Genomic DNA, 17,063 nt, shown 5'->3' on the forward strand with positions numbered 1-17,063 from the left:
AGCGGCCCCGGTGTTCCGCGTTCCGCCGTGCCCGCGCCGCCCGGCAGGTCACGCCCGATCTCCGTCATTCCCGTACAACACGCCGGGCCGGGGATAGCTGGTCCCCGGCCCGCGCTCACCTCGGTGCCGTGCTCACGCGTGCACGGTCGCGGTCCCGTACGGCACCACCCGCACCGGGCCCAGCAGCCCGTACGCCTGACGCTTGGCGGCGCCGAAGACCGGCGCGTCGGCCACCCGCAGCCGGTTCAGCAGCGTCGTCGCCACCTCCACCTCGACGGAGTTGGAGCCGTGCCGCAGCCGCGAGCCCAGGTCCACCACCCGCGTCACCTGGTCCGCCGGCGGAAGGGCGTGGCCGTTGACGCGGATGCGGAAGGTGTCGCAGACCTCGCCCAGCTCCAGCCGCGCCCCGGTCCCCTCGGTCCACTCCCTGCCCAGGGTGAAGGTGGCGCGGTAGGTACCCACGCCCGAAACGTCCTCAAGACCCGTGATCTGCGACCACGGCAGCAGCCCGTCCGGCAGTGACAGCTGGTGCTGCACATGGACGGTCTCGGTGGCGGTCGAGCCCGGCCGCCAGTCCTCGACGTTCAGCTTCCACGACTCCAGGTCGAACGGTGCGGGCACCGTCCGGATGACGGCATTCATCGAGCGCCCGTTGTCGAACGTGGTGCGGTAGGAGCCCGCCGTGGCGGCCCGCAGCTCGAACTTCCGGCCGTCGGTGGTGACCACCTCGTCGGCCCCCGTTGCGGTGACGTGCCGGGCGGAGACGCCACCGGAGGGCCGGGACAGCCGCACGATGCTCACAGCACCGGGCGCCAGGTCCACCGTGAGACGGATCCGCCCGTCCTCGGTGCGGGTGTACGCGGCGAGCGGCGTGACCGATCCGGTCCACGGGTCGAGCAGGTGGGGGACGGCCCCGCGGACATGACCGGTCAGGGTGACGTCGTGACGGATCCGGGAACCCGTCGACCCCTTCTTGCTGACTGCGTCGTTGGCGAAGAAGAAGTAGTCCGCGTCGTCGCTCCGGCGGTGCGCGTGCAGCAGCATCGACGTCTCCGCGTACTCCACGTCGCGCCGCAGCCCCAGTGCCTCGATGGCTTCGGGAACGTCGGGACGGTCCGCGACGGCGTGCACGGTGGGACGCTTCTGCAACTCCACGAGCAGCTCGCGCAGCCGGGCGTTGTCGTCCGCGGCCGCGGGCATTCCGGGCACGTGTGCGTCCGACCAGTCGCCTATCAGGATGATCGCGAGGCCCGCGTCCGCGTACGCGACGAGTCGCCGGGCCACATCGAGCTGGAGCGTGTGCTCACGGCCGCTCATGACGTCGCCTTCGACGACCAGCGCCTTGCAGGAGGGGCCGTCGGGGGCGAACCGGCCGTTGCGCACCACGGCGCTGGGCAGGTCCAGCAGACGCGGGCTGAGGAAGGTGTGCGTCCAGCCGGCGGGCACGCCGTCACTGGTGAACCAGGGCGCCCCGAGCCCGGAACCCGCGTAGCCCTTCTGGCGAAGCACCCCCACATCGACCTGGTTGACCCCGGTCTGCAGCACCTGCTGGACCCTGGCCAGGCAGTCGGCGACGGTGTCGGCGTGCCGCCAGGTGGGCTGGCGCGGGCCCCAGGCCTCGCCGTAGCCGGCACTGCCGTTGTACGGCGAGAAGGCGGCGAAGCCCGGCCAGGAGGCGCCGGGCGCGTCGGCGTAGGCGAAGCCGTGGAATACCGCCTGGTTGACGCCGGCCGCGTACTGGGTGACCAGCTTCTTGAGAGTGGCGGACCAGGTGGTCGAGTAGGCGCCGCCGGCCACACCGCCGGCCTCGTTCGACAGGACGAGCCGGCCGCCCATGTCCCGGCCGCCCGCCAGGCACCGGAAGTCGTCCAGGTTCTTGAAGCCGAGGGACTCGCCCTCGGGGATGTCCAGGATCGCGGCCTTGTAGATCGCGTCGGTCTCCAGGCCGTACGGCTGGATGCGCAGCTTCAGGCCCAGGGTGTGTGCCCAGTTCTGCAGCGGGCGCAGGTGGTGCTCGACGTACAGCTCGGTGATGACGTCCATGACGTCGCTGCGCACCGGTTTGTCGATGGCCGAGCCGAAGCTGAAGACGGGCTTCTCCTTCTTCTCGACGATGGTCGCCAGGTACGGCAGCAGCGAGTACCCCTTGCGGCGCTCGAACTCGGCGGGCAGCTTCGGGGTCCACAGGGTGGCGTCGGTCTCGAGTTCGATGGAGTCCTCGAACAGAGCGCCGCCGACGTCGCGCAAGAGTGACCGGATCGCCGGGGTGAGGATGTGCTGCTCCCAGAAGCCGGTGACGGCGCCGGTGCCCGCGTCGCTGAAGTGGTCGACGACGTAGGAGAGCGGGGCGGTGTGCGCCGGGCCTTCCGGGCGCTGGCCGGAGCCGCGCTCCCAGTAGGGCACGATCAGCCAGGTGCCGTCGTCGGGTGCGGTCCAGGTCAGGGTGGAGCCGCGCACCGCCGAAGTGACGTCGGTGACGCTGGGCTGGTCCAGGACGACGGGGACGGCGTCGGCCGAGCTGCCTGCGGCGATCCGGACGGCCTGCACCAGCAGCGGCCGCTGGACGGTGACGTCCCCGGAGGCCTCGGACACGGCGGCCGGTAGCGGCCCCGAGTAGGTTTCGCCCGGCGCCACCACGAGCCGGCCGTGAGCGAGTTCCTTGGCGGCCGCAGTGCTGTCCGGGGTGATCGAGGGAACCGCGGCCGGCCAGGCCGGGCCGACCGTCAGGTCCACCACCACGTCGTGCCGCTTCGCGGCCCGCAGCGCGGCCTCCACGGCCGCCGTCCACGCCGGGGTGCCCCAGCCGTAGCGCTGGGCGTCGATCTGCCGGCTGAGGCTGTGGGTGACGGCCGCGATCTCCACCCCGCCGAAACCGGCCTCGGCGATCCTCTCGATCTCGTCCGCGATCTCACGGGTGTTCACCAGCGCGTCGGGCCACCACCAGCGGAACTTGGGGCGCACGCCGGGCGCGGGGTCCTCGAAGCCGCGCGGCACGGCGCCCCCCTTGCCCTCCCTCGCCGCCGCGGGAACTGCCGTCAGGGGCAGGGAAGTCGCGGCAGCACCGGCCAGGGCCCCCATCGTCAGTACGGTTCGCCGTCGCAGGCTCATGTTGCTCCTTGTCGGGCCCACCGGGGCGCGAAGTACCGGGCCCCGGAATGCAGGTCCGTTTGAAACGACGTTTCAAACGATTCAATTAACGCGCCGGAAACCTATGTCCTCGGTGAGCTCAAGGCAATAGGGGTGAAGAAAAGAGCTGTTGCGTACGTCTTGACGCGCGGTGATCGCGCCCCCAGAGTTGCCGTCGTCCAAAAAAACGATTCAACTCTCGCTGTGCAGAGGAGTCTCCGCATGCCACGAAAGAGCCTGACGCGCAGACGCTTCGTGATGGGAACCGGGGCTGCGGTCGGCGCTTGGGCGGTCGGCGGGGCGCCGGCCGCCGCGGCCGGTGACCGTGGCTCCCCGACCGGATCCACGGCCTTTCGCCCCGCGCTGGCCGAGTTCGCGCCGGGATCGGTACGGCTGCTGGACAGCCCCTTCCTCGACAACATGCGGCACACCTGCGCCTATCTCGAAGCTGTCGACATCGACCGTCTCCTGCACACGTTCCGCATCAACGTCGGCCTGCCGTCGAGCGCGCAGCCTTGCGGCGGCTGGGAGGCCCCGGACGTTCAGCTGCGTGGCCACAGCACCGGGCACCTGCTGTCCGGGCTCGCGCTGGCGCACGCCAACACCGGGGACGACCGGTACGCGGACAAGGCCCGCCGTATCGTCGATGTGCTGGCGGAGTGTCAGGCGGCGTCTCCCGCAGCGGGATACGGCGAGGGCTACCTCTCGGCCTTCCCCGAGCAGGTCTTCGCCGACCTGGAGGCGGGCGCGAAGCCCTGGGCGCCGTACTACACCATCCACAAGATCATGGCCGGCCTCCTCGACCAGTACCAGTTGTGCGGGAACGAGCGGGCCCTGGGCGTTCTCGAGGCCATGGCGGGCTGGGCCGACCGCCGCACCGCACCGCTCACCCCGGACCAGCTCGACCACGTGCGCCGCGTGGAGTGGGGCGGTATGAACGACGTGCTCGCCGCCCTGCATCTGGCCACCGGCAGCCGGGCGGCCCTGCGCACGGCCCGCCGCTTCGACCAGGAGGATCTGTTCGGCCCGCTCGCTGAGGGACGCGACCAACTGGACGGCCGGCACGCGAACACCGAGATCGCCAAGATCGTGGGCGCGGCCCGGATGTACGAGGCGACCGGCGAGGGGCGCTACCGCGCGATCGCCTCGAACTTCTGGGACATCCTGGTCCACGACCACTCGTACGTCATCGGCGGCAACGCCAACCAGGAGTTCTTCGGCCCGCCCGGCGAGATCGTCAGCCGGCTGTCCGAGGAGACCTGCGAGAACTGCAACACGTACAACATGCTCAAGCTGGGTCGGCGGCTGTTCCTGCACGACCCCTCCCGGGCCGAGCGCATGGCCCACTACGAGTGGGCCCTGTACAACCAGATGCTCGGCGAGCAGGACCCCGACTCCGAACACGGATTCGTCACCTACTACACCGGCCTGTGGGCAGGGTCGCAGCGTCAGCCCAAGGGTGGTCTGGGCGCCGCACCCGGCAGTTACAGCGGCGACTACGACAACTTCTCGTGCGACCACGGCACCGGCCTGGAGACCCACACGAAGTTCGCGGACAGCATTTACTTCCACTCGGCCCGCGCCGGTCGCCCCGAGCTCTACGTGAACCTCTTCATCCCCTCCGAACTGCACTGGCGCAAAGAGAAAATGATCATTCGTCAGGAAGGCGGCGGATACCCCGACTCCGGGCGGGTCCGGCTCACGGTCACCGGCTCGCCGTCCCGGTTCCGGCTGCGGATACGGATACCGGGATGGCTCGCCGACGGCACGCGCCACCGGACCGCCCGTATCACCGTCAACGGCCGCATCGTCGACTGCGACGCCAAGCCGGGGACGTACGCGACCCTCGACCGGCAGTGGCGGTCCGGCGATACCGTCGAGATGACCCTGCCCCGCGAGGTCGTGGAGCGCCCCGCACCGGACAATCCGCATGTCGTGGGGTTGTCCTACGGGCCGCTGGTACTGGCCGGCGAGTACGGGACTACCGGGTCTGTGACGATTCCCACCCTTGAGGACGGACCGGTACGACGGACCGCGAACGGAGGGACCGCGTTCACGGCACGCGCGGACGGGACACCGATCAGCCTGCGGCCCTTCCACCAGGTCCACCACCAGCACTACAACGTCTATTTCGCACGCCCACCCCGCCAGGACCGCCCGCGGGACATCGCACGCTACCTGCTCGACGAGGGCGCCGGCACCACCGTCGCCGACAGAACTGGACACCACCCCGACGGCCTGCTCGCGGGGGGCGCGGCATGGACTGCCGGTCGCGGAGCGGCCGGAGCGGTGGCGCTGGACGGCGCGGGCGGCCATGTCGTGCTGCCGCGCGGCCTGCTGACCGGCCTGACCGAGCTCACGGTGAGCGCCTGGACGCGCCTGGACTCGGTGGCCAACTCGGCACGGATCTTCGACCTCGGCTACCACAAGAACACCTACCTCTTCCTCGCGGCCCGCACCGGAACGGGCTTCCCGAGGGCCGCCCTCAAGATCGCCGGGATGGAGCGCGAGGACGTCGTGGACTCCGGTGTGCCGCTGCCGCAGGGCAGGTGGGTCCATGTGGCGCTCGCCCTCGGCGACGGCACGGGAGTGCTGTACATCGACGGGACCGAGGCCGGGCGCAACGAGGCCATGGTCTGCTCACCCCTGCTGCTCGGCGACACCAGCCGCAACTACCTGGGACGTTCGCAGAACGCCACCCACCCCTATCTGCACGGTGCCGTGGCGGACTTCCGAATCCACAACCGGATGCTGTCGCCGCAGGACATGGCGGCGCTGGCACGCAGATGAGGCCGTCCCCCGACGGCTCAGGACCGTCCGGCCGAGGACCGCGGGCTCTTTTGGCAGACCCGGGCCCGGTGTGGTCCGGGTCCGCCCTCCTGTGCCGACGGCCGGACGTCGTCGTCCGCGGACATGACTGATCGTCAATCTCTCGTGCCGTCACGCATCACGCGTGGCGTGCCGTCCTTACGCAACCCAGCACAGAAAGCAGATCGCACTCCCATGCCGCATTTCTTCAGCTCGCCCGAAGGCGCCTCCCGACTGACGAGACGCCGCTTCGTGACCCTGGCCGCGCTCACCACCGCCACCGCCACCGGTGGCATTCTGAACGGACTGCCCGCCTTCGCGTCCGGGCAGTCCGGCCACCCCGGCCACTCCGACGGCACCTCCCTGCCTGCCTTCGGCGACATCGACTTCGCCGACCCCGGCCGCGACAGCCGGCCCGCCGTGTACTGGTACTGGAACGGCCCGGTCACCAACGAGCTCGTCGAGACCCAGATGGCCGACCTCCGCTCCAAGGGCATATACGAGGTCATCGTCTTTCCCTACGACAACGCCGAGATGCAGCCCGCTTTCTTCACCGAGGGCTGGTTCGACATCATCGAGCACGTGCTCACCACCGCCGAGAAGACCGGCATGAAGGTGTGGTTGTTCAACGACAACCACTTCCCCAGCGGCCGGGCCGGCTACTTCATCACACGAGGCGGCACCGTCGGCTCACGCACCTACGAGGCCCGCCCCGACCTGCGCCTGAAGGGCCTGTGGCGCTCCACGCACATCGTCCAGGGACCGGCGAGCGCGCGCCTGACCCGGACCACCGGTGTCGGCGTCGACACCGGGAACCTGGTGGCCGACGCGGCCGTCCTGGCGGGCCCCGCCGTGCTGAGCGACAGCGCCGGATGGGGCGACTGCACCGTCTCCGGCAGCGTCAAGCCCGACGTCATCGCGGCCGGAATGCTGGTGAAGGCCTCGGCGGCGGGCGACGACGCACTGCTGGTCGAGTTCGAGCAGACCGGTGTCGTCACCATCAGCCGGGTCGTCGGCACGGAGTTCACTCAACTCGCCCGGTCCACACGTACCGACGGCTTCAACAAGACCAAGTTCCACACCCTGGCCGTCACAGTCGCCGGAGGCACGGCCACCGTCACGCTCGACGGCAAGGACAAGGGCACCGTCACCGACGAGGCCCTGGCCCAGGGCGGCGTCGGCGTGCACGCCCGGGACGGGCAGCGCTCCCTGTGGGACAGCCTGACCGTCACCGCCGCCGACGGCACCGCCCTCTACCAGCAGACCTTCGACCAGTCGTCCGCCGCGGGCGACTTCACCTTCCGGGACCTGCCCGAGGACGCCGCCCGCCCGATCGCCGCCACCGCCCGCCCCGTGGGCTCCACCGACGCAGGCGACCTGGTCGAACTCACCGGCCACCTCGACGGCACCTGGCAGGCGCCCGCTGGGCGTTGGCAGATCGACCTGTTCGGTGGCGCGCCGCTCACCGACGACTCCAGCGGCTACACGCGCGGATACGCCGACCTCCTTGACGACGAGCCCGTCGAACTCTTCCTCGACATCGTGCCCGGAGAGTACTACCGCCGCTTCCGCCGCTACTTCGGCTCGGTGATCAAGGGCTTCTGGGACGACGAGCCGTTCATCGCCTCCGCCGCCCCCCACCCCTTCAAGCGCCGGCCCTGGTCGCCCACGCTCGCCGCGGAACTGAAGGCTGTCGGCGCCGAGCCCGGCGCCGCCTACGCCAGTGCCTTCGACGAACTCGGCGAACAGGGAAGGATCCTGCACGGTCGCTACTGGGAGGCCGTCTCCAACCGGTTCGCCCAGTACTTCGCCAAGCAGGCCAAGTGGTACGGCGATCGCGGCGTGAGCCTGATCACCAACCCCCTCTACGACGAGACGGCCCCCTCCAAGCGCATGCAGTCCACCGGCGACCTGCACAAGGTCAACCAGTGGGCGCAGGTACCGGGCGGCGACGCGATCACCGCCGAGTACGAACTCGACACGCCCACCATGGACCCACGCAACCCCGCCTCCGTCGCCCACCAGATGGGGCGCCCGCGCGTGCTGATGGAGGCCTTCGGCAACATGGGCTGGCAGGTCGCCCCCGACTTCATACGGGCCCTGCTCGGCGCGTACGCGACGCGCGGCATCAACTTCACCGCGCTGCACGCACTGTGGACCGACGAGACCCATGTCTACTTCGCGCCGCCGTTCGGCCCCCGCAACCCCTGGTGGTGGTCGATGCCCCCGATCACCGCCTGGATCGGCCGGGTCATGGAGCTGGCCCGTGGCACCTCCGGGGCCCGCACCGCGCTGCTGCAGCCGCAGCGTGCCGCCGAGCAGTTCACCGCCACCGCCCGCCAGGGCGAAGTCGACGCCGCCTTCGCCGAGACCGCGTTCGCCCTGGAGCGCGCCCAGGTCGACTTCGACCTGCTGCACGAGGGCGCCCTGGCCGGTGACCCGGACCTGCTCGCGCACGCCGCCCCGCGCGACGGTGTGCTCCGGGTCGGCGAGGCCTCCTACGACCTGGTGGTGCTGCCGGTCACCCCCGTGCTGGAGACGGCCGCGGTGCACACCCTGACCTCGTTCGTCCGGGGCGGCGGCACCCTCGTCGCCCTGGGCGACCTGCCCGCCCTTGCCGCCGACGGGGACAACACCACACTCAGACGTTCCCTGGCGGCGCTCTTCCCGTCCGGCACCGGCAGCCGCACCGTCGGCAGGGGCAAGGCCGTACGGGTCGCGGACGGTGCCGGCCTCGGCGCCGCCTGCCACACGGCCGGTGTCGCCGCGGCGGTCCTCGAACCGGCCGCCGAGGCCGTGCGGGTACTGCGCACCCGGCGTGGCGAGGACGTCGCCTTCCTGTTCAACAACGAGAGCGGCACGGCCGTCACCACCGAGGCCCTGCTGCCCGCCCAGGGCGTGCCCGAGGTGTGGGACCCGGCGACCGGCACCACCGGCCCCGCCCTGGTCCGTGGGCTGCCCACCTCCAAGGGCGTCCGGGTGCGGCTCACCCTTTCCCCCTACGAGACCCTCGCGGTAGTGGTGCGGCGCAAGGCCAAGGAGACCCCCTACCTCACCGAGACCGGCGGTCTGCCGGTCACCGGCATCACCCGGCACGGCAACAGGCTGCGGGTGACAGCGCTGGGCGAGGCTCCCGGCACGTACCGCCTCACCGCCCGCGACGGCAGCCACACCCGCACCGGGACGGCCCGCGTCACCGAGCAGCTCACGCCCCTCGCCCTCGACGGCGACTGGACCCTCACCCTCGCCCAGGAAGGCGCCGAACCCGTCACCCGCCCCCTGGCCGACTGGAGCGACATCGCCCGCCTGTACTCGGGCAGCGGCACCTACACCAAGGACGTCGCCCTCGACGCCCGCGCTCTGGCCGGGCGCCACCACATCCTCGACCTCGGTACGGTCCGCGAGGTCGCCGAGGTCACCGTCAACGGGCACAAGCTCGCACCGGCCCTGTGGTCCCCCTACCTCGTCGACGTCACCGATGCCCTCAGGCCGGGCGTCAACCAGTTCTCGGTACGGGTGTCCAACACCCTCTCCAACGAGCGGAACAAGCCCCTGCCGTCCGGCCTGCTCGGGCCGGTGAAGCTGCTCCCGCGCCTGGCGCTCACGGTCGAACTGGACTGACGCCCGCACCGTACCGGTCACCCCATCTTTCCGACGTACTCGTGGAGTTCCGCATGTCTCGCACGTCCCGTTCATCCCGCACGTCAAGCCGATCCCTCGTGCTCGCCTCCGCTCTCACCGCCCTGGTCACCACGGCGCCCTTCGCGCCGCCCGCTGCGGCCTCCCCGCTGCAGAGCACGGTCGCCGCCGAGGTACTGCGCACCCAGCACCTCAGCAGCGCCCTCGGCATCGACGACACCACCCCCGACCTGAGCTGGCAGCTCACCTCCCGCGGACGCGATACGGCCCAGACCGCCTACCGCATCCAGGCCGCCACCAGCCGCGACCGGCTGATGTCGGAACGGCCCGACCTGTGGGACTCCGGCAAGATCGAGTCGTCCGTCCCGCGGGCCACCTACGCCGGCCGCGCGCTCGGCTCCCGCACCCGTGTCTACTGGAGGGTCCAGCTCTGGTCCCGCGGCGGCGCACGCCCTGGCAACTGGAGCAGCCCGGTCGTTTTCGAGACCGGCCTGACCCGCGCCGCCGACTGGTCCGCGGACTGGATCACCAACGACGACTGGCAGCTGAGCAAGCACAGCGTCGAACCCGTCACCGTCAAGGTGCCCCGGACCACCGCCCGGTACGTCCGTCTCGACGTCACCGAGCTGGGCCTGCCCCTCGCCGACGATTTCCCCGCCCTCGCCCACCGGCTCCAGCTTGCCGAGATCGAGGTGCGCAACAGCGACGACCCCGGCGCCGACCTTGCCCGGGGCGCCACGGTCACCGCTTCCGAGTCGGACACCGAACGCAAGGTGTGGGAGCCCAGGCTCGCCACCGATGCCGTCACCAACAGCGCCTGGAGCCAGGCGGCCGGCTACTCCAGCCTGCCGCACTCCGGCTCCGACGTCTCCGGCGCGCCCGTCACCGTCACCCTCGACCTGAAGGAGACCAAGACCTTCGACCAGGTCGTGCTGTACCCGCGTGCCGACGCCCTCACCGACGACGGGCAGGTGCCCGGCTTCCCCGTCGACTACGCGCTGTCCACCTCCGACGAGGCCGACAGCTCGTACACGCGGGTGGCACATGTCACCGGCCAGAAGCCGCCCAAGCCCTACCTGCCCTCCGGACTGCCTCTGTTCGCGAAGGACTTCACCCTCCCGGGGAACATCAGGTCGGCCCGCCTCTACATCGCCGGACTCGGCGTGTACGACGCCGGCATCAACGGTGAACCGGTCGGCGACGCCGTCCTGGAACCCGCCAACACCGACTTCGCCGACCGGGTCCAGTACGCCACCTACGACGTGACGAACCGGCTGCACCGCGGCGAGAACACGCTGGCGGTCGAGCTGGGCAACGGCATCTCCAACCAGATCAGCACAGCCGACCGGTACCGCAAGCTGTACGGCAACCGCAGCGACCCCAAGCTGATCGCCCAGCTGGAGGTGACACTCGCCGACGGCACCGTGCGTCGCATCGCCACCGGCGACGACTGGCGTACCACCCTCGGCGCCACCACCTCCTCCAACTGGTACGGCGGCGAGGACTACGACGCCCGGCGCGAGATCCGTGACTGGGACGAACCCCAAGGCGACCGCTCCCACTGGGACCGGGCCGTCACCCTCGGCGCCGACTCCGCCCCGGCCGCCCTGAGCGCCCGTGAGACGGAACCCGTCCGGGTCGTCGAGACACTCAAGGGCAAGGAGGTCGACGGGGTCGCCGAGGGCAGCCGGATCTTCGACCTCGGCCGCAACATCGCCGGCTGGCCGGAGATCACCGTCTCCGCCCCGGAAGGCACCACCATCCGCGCCTACCCGGCCGAGAGCCTCAAGAACGGGCACGCCCACCAGTCCATCAGCAACGTCGGCGCCCCGCTATGGGACAGCTACACCACCGGCAACGACAAGCGACCCGAGACCTGGCACCCCAAGTTCAGCTACCACGGCTTCCGTTACATCGAGATCAAGGGGTTGCCGAACGGCGCCACAGTCTCGGCCAACGGCAAGGTACTGCGGGCCGACAACGACTCCGCGGGTTCCTTCTCCAGCTCCGACGGCCTGATCAACGGCATCCACTCGCTCATCCGGCGCTCCGTCGAGGGCAACATGATGAGCATCCTCACCGACTGCCCCAGCCGTGAGAAGCTCGGCTGGCTGGAGCAGGACCAGTTGGTCTTCCCCTCCCTCGCCGCCAACTACGACATGCGCGCCTACCTCCGCAAGATCGTCCGGGACATGGCCGACGCGCAGACCAGCGAGGGCCTGATCCCCTCCACCGTCCCCGACTACGTCGAACTCGCGGGCACCTACCGCAACGACGCCAACTGGGGCGGAGCGTTCGTTCTCGTGCCCTGGCAGCTGTACACCACCTACGGTGACCAGGAGACGATGCGCGCGTACTACCCCCGGATGAAGAAGTACGTGACGTTCCTGGAGCAGAAGGTCTCCGGTGGCATCCTCGACTACTCCCTCGGCGACTGGTTCACCCCGGACACCAGCTTCCCCAAGGCGGTGTCGGGCACGTACGGCTACTGGCACGTCGTGGACGCCCTGGCCGACATGGCCAAGGAGCTGGGCGAGGACGAGGATGCGGCCACCTATCGTGCCAAGGCCGACGCGAGCGTCCAGGCCCTGTCGGAGAAGCACTACGACCAGCAGAGCGGCACCTTCGGCGGCGGCGGCCAGGGCGCGGAGGCCCTCGCCCTGGACATGGGCGCCTACCCGGCTGGCGAACGCGAACGTCTCCTGGACCACTTCACGGCATCCGTCGAGGCAGCCGATTACCATCTGCTGCTCGGTGAGATCTCCCTGCCGGCCGCATTCCGCGTCCTGTCCGGTGCGGGCCGGGACGACATCGTCCACCGGATCGCCACGCAGACCACCAGCCCCAGTTACGGCTACCAGGTGCTGGCGGGCAACACCGCGCTCGGCGAGTCCTGGGACGGCGGCTCGGGCCAGTCGCAGAACCACTTCATGCTCGGCGCCATCGACTCCTGGTTCACCACCCGCCTGGCGGGCCTCGCCCAGGCACCGGGATCGGTCGGATACCGCTCACTGCGGATCGCCCCGGCCGTCGTCGGCGACCTGACCTCGGCACGCGCCACCTTCACCACGCCGTACGGTGAGGCGGCCAGCCAGTGGCAGCGCGAGACGAACAGGCTCTCCCTCACCGCACGCGTCCCGGCCGGCACCACGGCAACCGTCGAGGTCCCGTCCACCTCCGGCCCCGTCACCGCTCCTGACGGCGCCCGGCTGGTCGGCCACCGGGACGGCGTGCAGATCTACCAGGTGGGATCGGGCACCTGGACCTTCAAGTCGAGCTTCACACCCGGTAAGTGACCGGGTCTTCGAGGGACCTCCATGTCCTGCTCCGAGCGGGACGCGGGGTTCTGGGTTCGTAGAAGGCGCCGTCGCGGCGCATCGAGGGGAGGGGGCCCGGGATCTTTCCCGGGCACCCCTGTCCCAACGCGCCGGGGCGGCGGCGGAGGGACAGCCAGTGCCCGGGCGGCCGGTCCGGCTCGCGGCTGCATGGGGCTTCACCGGTCCAGCACCGGCGGATGTTCATGCACGCGATGCCAACGACCAGGCCCTGAGCAGGTCACCGATGGGTGATGTCGCCGTGATTCGGGACTTGGGCAACTACGAACTTCTCTGGCCCACGCCGCTGTTCGTGGCCGAGAGGGGAACGCATCCTCCGCTCCACCGGATTTTCCTGGGAAGAGCGCGCGAAGTGGCTGCTGACGGCGGCCCTCGTCGGCACACCACGGCAGTGGCGGACTTCGATGAGATACCCAGCCACAAGGATCCGGCAGCCGATCCCTGGGCCACCACGGCCGGCTCGGTGCCGGGCCCGCGCACCCCGCAGCCCGAGACGTTCCGAAGCCGACCTGACCGCACGAGCGGCCGGCCTGGTCTGCCGGCGTGCACCGGAGGCGGAGCGCCGCCGCGCGCTCCGGCGTGCTGGGGGCACCGTGGTGGAAGTGGCTCTGTCCGTGGGTAGTCCTCGGGTCAGGTGGCGCCGGGTACTTCTACGAGCCTGCCCGGTGGAGCCGCGAGCCCAGGGTGGCCCGGCGTCCGTGAAGTCCGTGGTCCCGCACCCCGAGTCGCTCGACCGACACATTACGGCCCGGTCCCGGCCGACGCCCGTCCTCGCTGATGGCGGTGAACTGAAGCTTGTCAGCCAGTGGGGCAACGAGATCGAGAGCCACTGTTTCGGCAACGAGAATGAGTGTCATCGTGTCTGATGGCGTGTGACATGCCGCTGATGGCGTAATAGGGACTTGGATCCGTTTGGGCAGGTCAGTCTGTGTGCGTCGATCACGGTCGTGTCAGGAGTCCGTGGGTGTACAGGTCGCGTGAGCGGGTTTTTGAGCGGATCCGCCGGGATCGTCGGTTGGATCCGTCGGTGTCGGGACGGGTGTTGGCCCAGCGGTACAAGGTGTCGCGGGTGGCGAAGGCGCTGTCCTCCCCATTGCCCTCGGAACGGAAGAAGCCGCCGCCCAGTACGAGCGTGGTGCACCCGGGCGATCCGCTCAGCACACCCGGGCATTGACGATGAACAACTCCGGGCGGTCATGCCGACGGCCCGCGATGATGAGCAGGAGATGGGCCTGTGACTGGGGCAACCGGCAGGGTGGCATTGGTAACAGGTGCCAGCAGCGGAATCGGTGCGGCCACCGCGCGCCTTCTGGCCGCGCGAGGGATGCGCGTGGTGGTCAACTACCTCCGCAGCGGCACGGCAGCCGAGGAGGTCGTGGCCGACATCGAGGCAGCAGGCGGCCATGCCATGACCGTGCGGGCCGACGCGCGCGAGGCAGCGGCGGTCGAGAGCATGATCGAGCAGGTCCAGGCGGCATGGGGCGGCATCGACGTGCTCGTGAACAACGCGCTCACCCCGTATGTGATCAAGCCGTTCCAGGACATGACGTGGGAAGAACTGGGCGGCAAGCTCGACGACGAGATGCGTGCGGCGTTCGTGGTCACCAAAGCCGTCCTGCCCGCCATGACCGAACAGGGCTGGGGACGCATCATCTATCTCGGCACCGGCCTCAGCCGCCAGCCCCGGGAAGGCATGATCGCACTGGGCACGGCCAAGGCCGCGCTGACGCAGTTCGGCCGGTACCTCGCCCAGGAACTGGGCCCGCTGGGCATCACGGTCAACGTCGTCGAGCCCGGCCCGGTGGACGACACCCGCATGGCGGCGGATGCGTTCGACGAGGAGCACAAGCAGCGGCAGATGGCCGCTACCCCCCTGGGCCGCCTGGCACACCCGGGCGACGTCGCTCAAGCGATCGCCTTCTACGCCGGCGAGGACAACGCCTTCATGACTGGCACCACGGCCGTGGTCAACGGCGGGATGTCCATGTACTGATGCCCCGCTGTCCTGTCACACGGGGCCATATCGTCCCGGTCCGGCCGATGGCTGGACCGCACCCGGCACACCGTGACCTCAACACCATGAGCCGCAGTGGCCGGGCCCGCGGTATGCGCGGGTGCACGGCGGCGACACGATCAAGGAGCAACGTTCATGTACACGATCGATCTCGCCTACGTCGGGCGGGGCCTGCACGAGGAACTGGTCGCGTACATCGCCGACCAGCAGGGCTACTACGCCGACGAGGGCGTCCACGTCGCGCTGCACGACGGCTGCTCCTGGGACACGGAGCGGCTGCGCCACGGCGCCACCATCGGGCTCGGCCGGGCACTGCTGTCCCGACTGGTCGATGACATCCCCTGGGTCGCCCTCAATGTCAACACCCACCGCCCGCTGTTCTGGTTCCTCGCCCGCCCCGGCCTGACCTCCCTGGCAGACCTGGTCGGCCGACGGCTGGCGGTACACGCTCCCCACACCGCACCCGGGTGCTTCGCCCGGATCGTGCTGCGCCAGGTCGGCCTCGACCCGGACCGCGACATCGACACCATCGTCCGCCCGCCCGGCGACTACGGCATGGACCTGCGCCGACTGTGCGACGGCAGGATCGACGCCGCCCTGGTCGGCAGCACCATGGCACCGGAGGCGATAGCTGCCGAGCACGGCTGGCAGGTTCTGGCCTGGGTCGGCGACCACTTCCAGATCCCCACCGTAGGGGTGGCCGTCGACCCCACATATATCCAGCCGGACGACCCCGCGGTCCAGGCCGTCGTGCAAGCCCACCGGCGTGCCCTGCAGGTGATCCACAACGAACCCGACACCACGGTGCGGTACATCCAGACGTTCCTCGGCCGACACACCGCAGACGAAGCCCGAGCCCACTACGAGACGTTCATCGCACCCTATTTCACCACCGGCGGCCAAGCCGACCTCGCCGTCGGCGCCACCGCGATCACCGCGGTCGCCGCCGAACTCGGCGTCCCCGCCACCATCACCGCAGCCGAGTTCTACCGCACCGCAACCGCCACGCCCTAAGGGCTGTCCCGTCATCCCTGGTGGATCAGCGCGCGGCGTCAGATGCGGTGCATCGCAAGGCGGAGGGGCGCTCGCATACTGGCTGTATTCGGGCGTTCCGGCAACGCGGCGAGGTGCCGTAGCTGTCGTCGTGCGCCCGCCAGGGATTACGGGACAGCCCTCAGGAGTCCGGCGACGCCGGCGCGACCGTTATCCAGGCAATCGGAGCCTCATGAGGTGTATATGGGGCGTCAATCATCGAAAGAAGGCGCATGCCATGAAGTTCGCAGTCATCGGCGGAACCGGGCTGATCGGGTCACGGGTCGTGGAGAACCTGAACGCGGCCGGGCACCAAGCCGTACCGCACTCCCTGTCGACAGGCGTAGACATCATCACTGGCCAGGGGCTGGAGGCGGCCGTGGCGGGCGCCGACGTCGTCATCAACCTGACGAATTCCCCGACCTTCGACGACGCCTCACTCGCCTTCTTCCAGACTTCGATGGACAACCTTCTGGCCGCGAGCGAGAAGGCCGGGGTCAGGCACTTCGTCATCCTCTCGATCATCGGCGTGGACCAAGTGCCTGAACTGGATTACTACCGGGCGAAGGTGCTTCAGGAAGACATTCTCAAGGCCGGGCCGATCCCATATTCCATCGTCCGCGCCACGCAGTTCATGGAGTTCATGGACGCGACCCTGGCCATGACCTCCGACGGCGACACCGTCCGCCTGCCACGCACGCCGATCCAGCCGATCGCCGCCGCGGATGTCTCCAGCGTTGTCGCCGAAGTCGCCGCAGGCAGCCCTGTGAACGGCGTCGTCAAAGTCGCAGGCCCCGATGTCTACCCCCTCGACGAGCTCGGCCGACTCACGCTGACTGCCAAGGGCGACGGGCGCTCCGTCGTCACTGATGGCACCGCCGGCATGTTCGCCGCCGTCCGCGGCGACGTCCTCACGGCCCGAAACGATGCCCGCATCGCCCCCACCCACTACACCGACTGGCTTTCCTGAACCAGCCACCTTCTGCGGAACCACCGAGTGAGGGGCCTGCCGCGCAGCGGACTGCGGAGCGCGGCCAGGGAGTCGTTCAGACTGAACCCTGACCACCGTCGCCACGCGATACGCCGCGCTGCCCGGCACCCGCCCAGGC

General features: G+C 70.1%; 7 protein-coding genes. 6 read left to right on the top strand and 1 reads right to left on the bottom strand.

The window, feature by feature from the left end; genetic code table 11:
• Positions 1 to 132 precede the first annotated feature (132 nt).
• On the bottom strand, positions 133 to 3,108 hold the full coding sequence (locus ACFU8Q_RS08965; protein WP_384449934.1) for a glycosyl hydrolase: 2,976 nt from the start codon (positions 3,106 to 3,108) through the stop codon (positions 133 to 135).
• A 240-nt stretch (positions 3,109 to 3,348) separates the two neighbouring features.
• Between ACFU8Q_RS08965 and ACFU8Q_RS08970 the strand changes: the two genes are divergently transcribed.
• From ACFU8Q_RS08970 to ACFU8Q_RS08995, 6 genes are all read left to right on the top strand, one after another.
• The gene (locus ACFU8Q_RS08970) at positions 3,349 to 5,916 is read left to right on the top strand and encodes a beta-L-arabinofuranosidase domain-containing protein (protein ID WP_384449937.1); all 2,568 of its coding nucleotides are present in this window, start codon (positions 3,349 to 3,351) and stop codon (positions 5,914 to 5,916) included.
• Between the two features lie 213 nt (positions 5,917 to 6,129).
• Positions 6,130 to 9,555, top strand: coding sequence for a glycosylhydrolase-like jelly roll fold domain-containing protein (locus ACFU8Q_RS08975; protein WP_384449940.1), 3,426 nt, complete (start codon positions 6,130 to 6,132; stop codon positions 9,553 to 9,555).
• A 53-nt stretch (positions 9,556 to 9,608) separates the two neighbouring features.
• Entirely contained in the window at positions 9,609 to 12,869 is a 3,261-nt protein-coding gene (locus ACFU8Q_RS08980; RefSeq protein ID WP_384449943.1) for a family 78 glycoside hydrolase catalytic domain, read from the top strand.
• 1,294 nt (positions 12,870 to 14,163) lie between these two features.
• Complete coding sequence (locus tag ACFU8Q_RS08985; protein WP_384449952.1) at positions 14,164 to 14,901, top strand: SDR family NAD(P)-dependent oxidoreductase; 738 nt, start codon at positions 14,164 to 14,166, stop codon at positions 14,899 to 14,901.
• Between the two features lie 156 nt (positions 14,902 to 15,057).
• Positions 15,058 to 15,936: an ABC transporter substrate-binding protein gene (locus ACFU8Q_RS08990; protein WP_384449946.1), complete on the top strand. Its 879-nt coding sequence runs from the start codon at positions 15,058 to 15,060 to the stop codon at positions 15,934 to 15,936.
• A gap of 256 nt (positions 15,937 to 16,192) precedes the next feature.
• Complete coding sequence (locus tag ACFU8Q_RS08995; protein WP_384449949.1) at positions 16,193 to 16,924, top strand: SDR family oxidoreductase; 732 nt, start codon at positions 16,193 to 16,195, stop codon at positions 16,922 to 16,924.
• Positions 16,925 to 17,063: the final 139 nt, after the last annotated feature.

This window comes from Streptomyces sp. NPDC057543 (assembly GCF_042801895.1).
GTDB lineage: Bacteria > Actinomycetota > Actinomycetes > Streptomycetales > Streptomycetaceae > Streptomyces.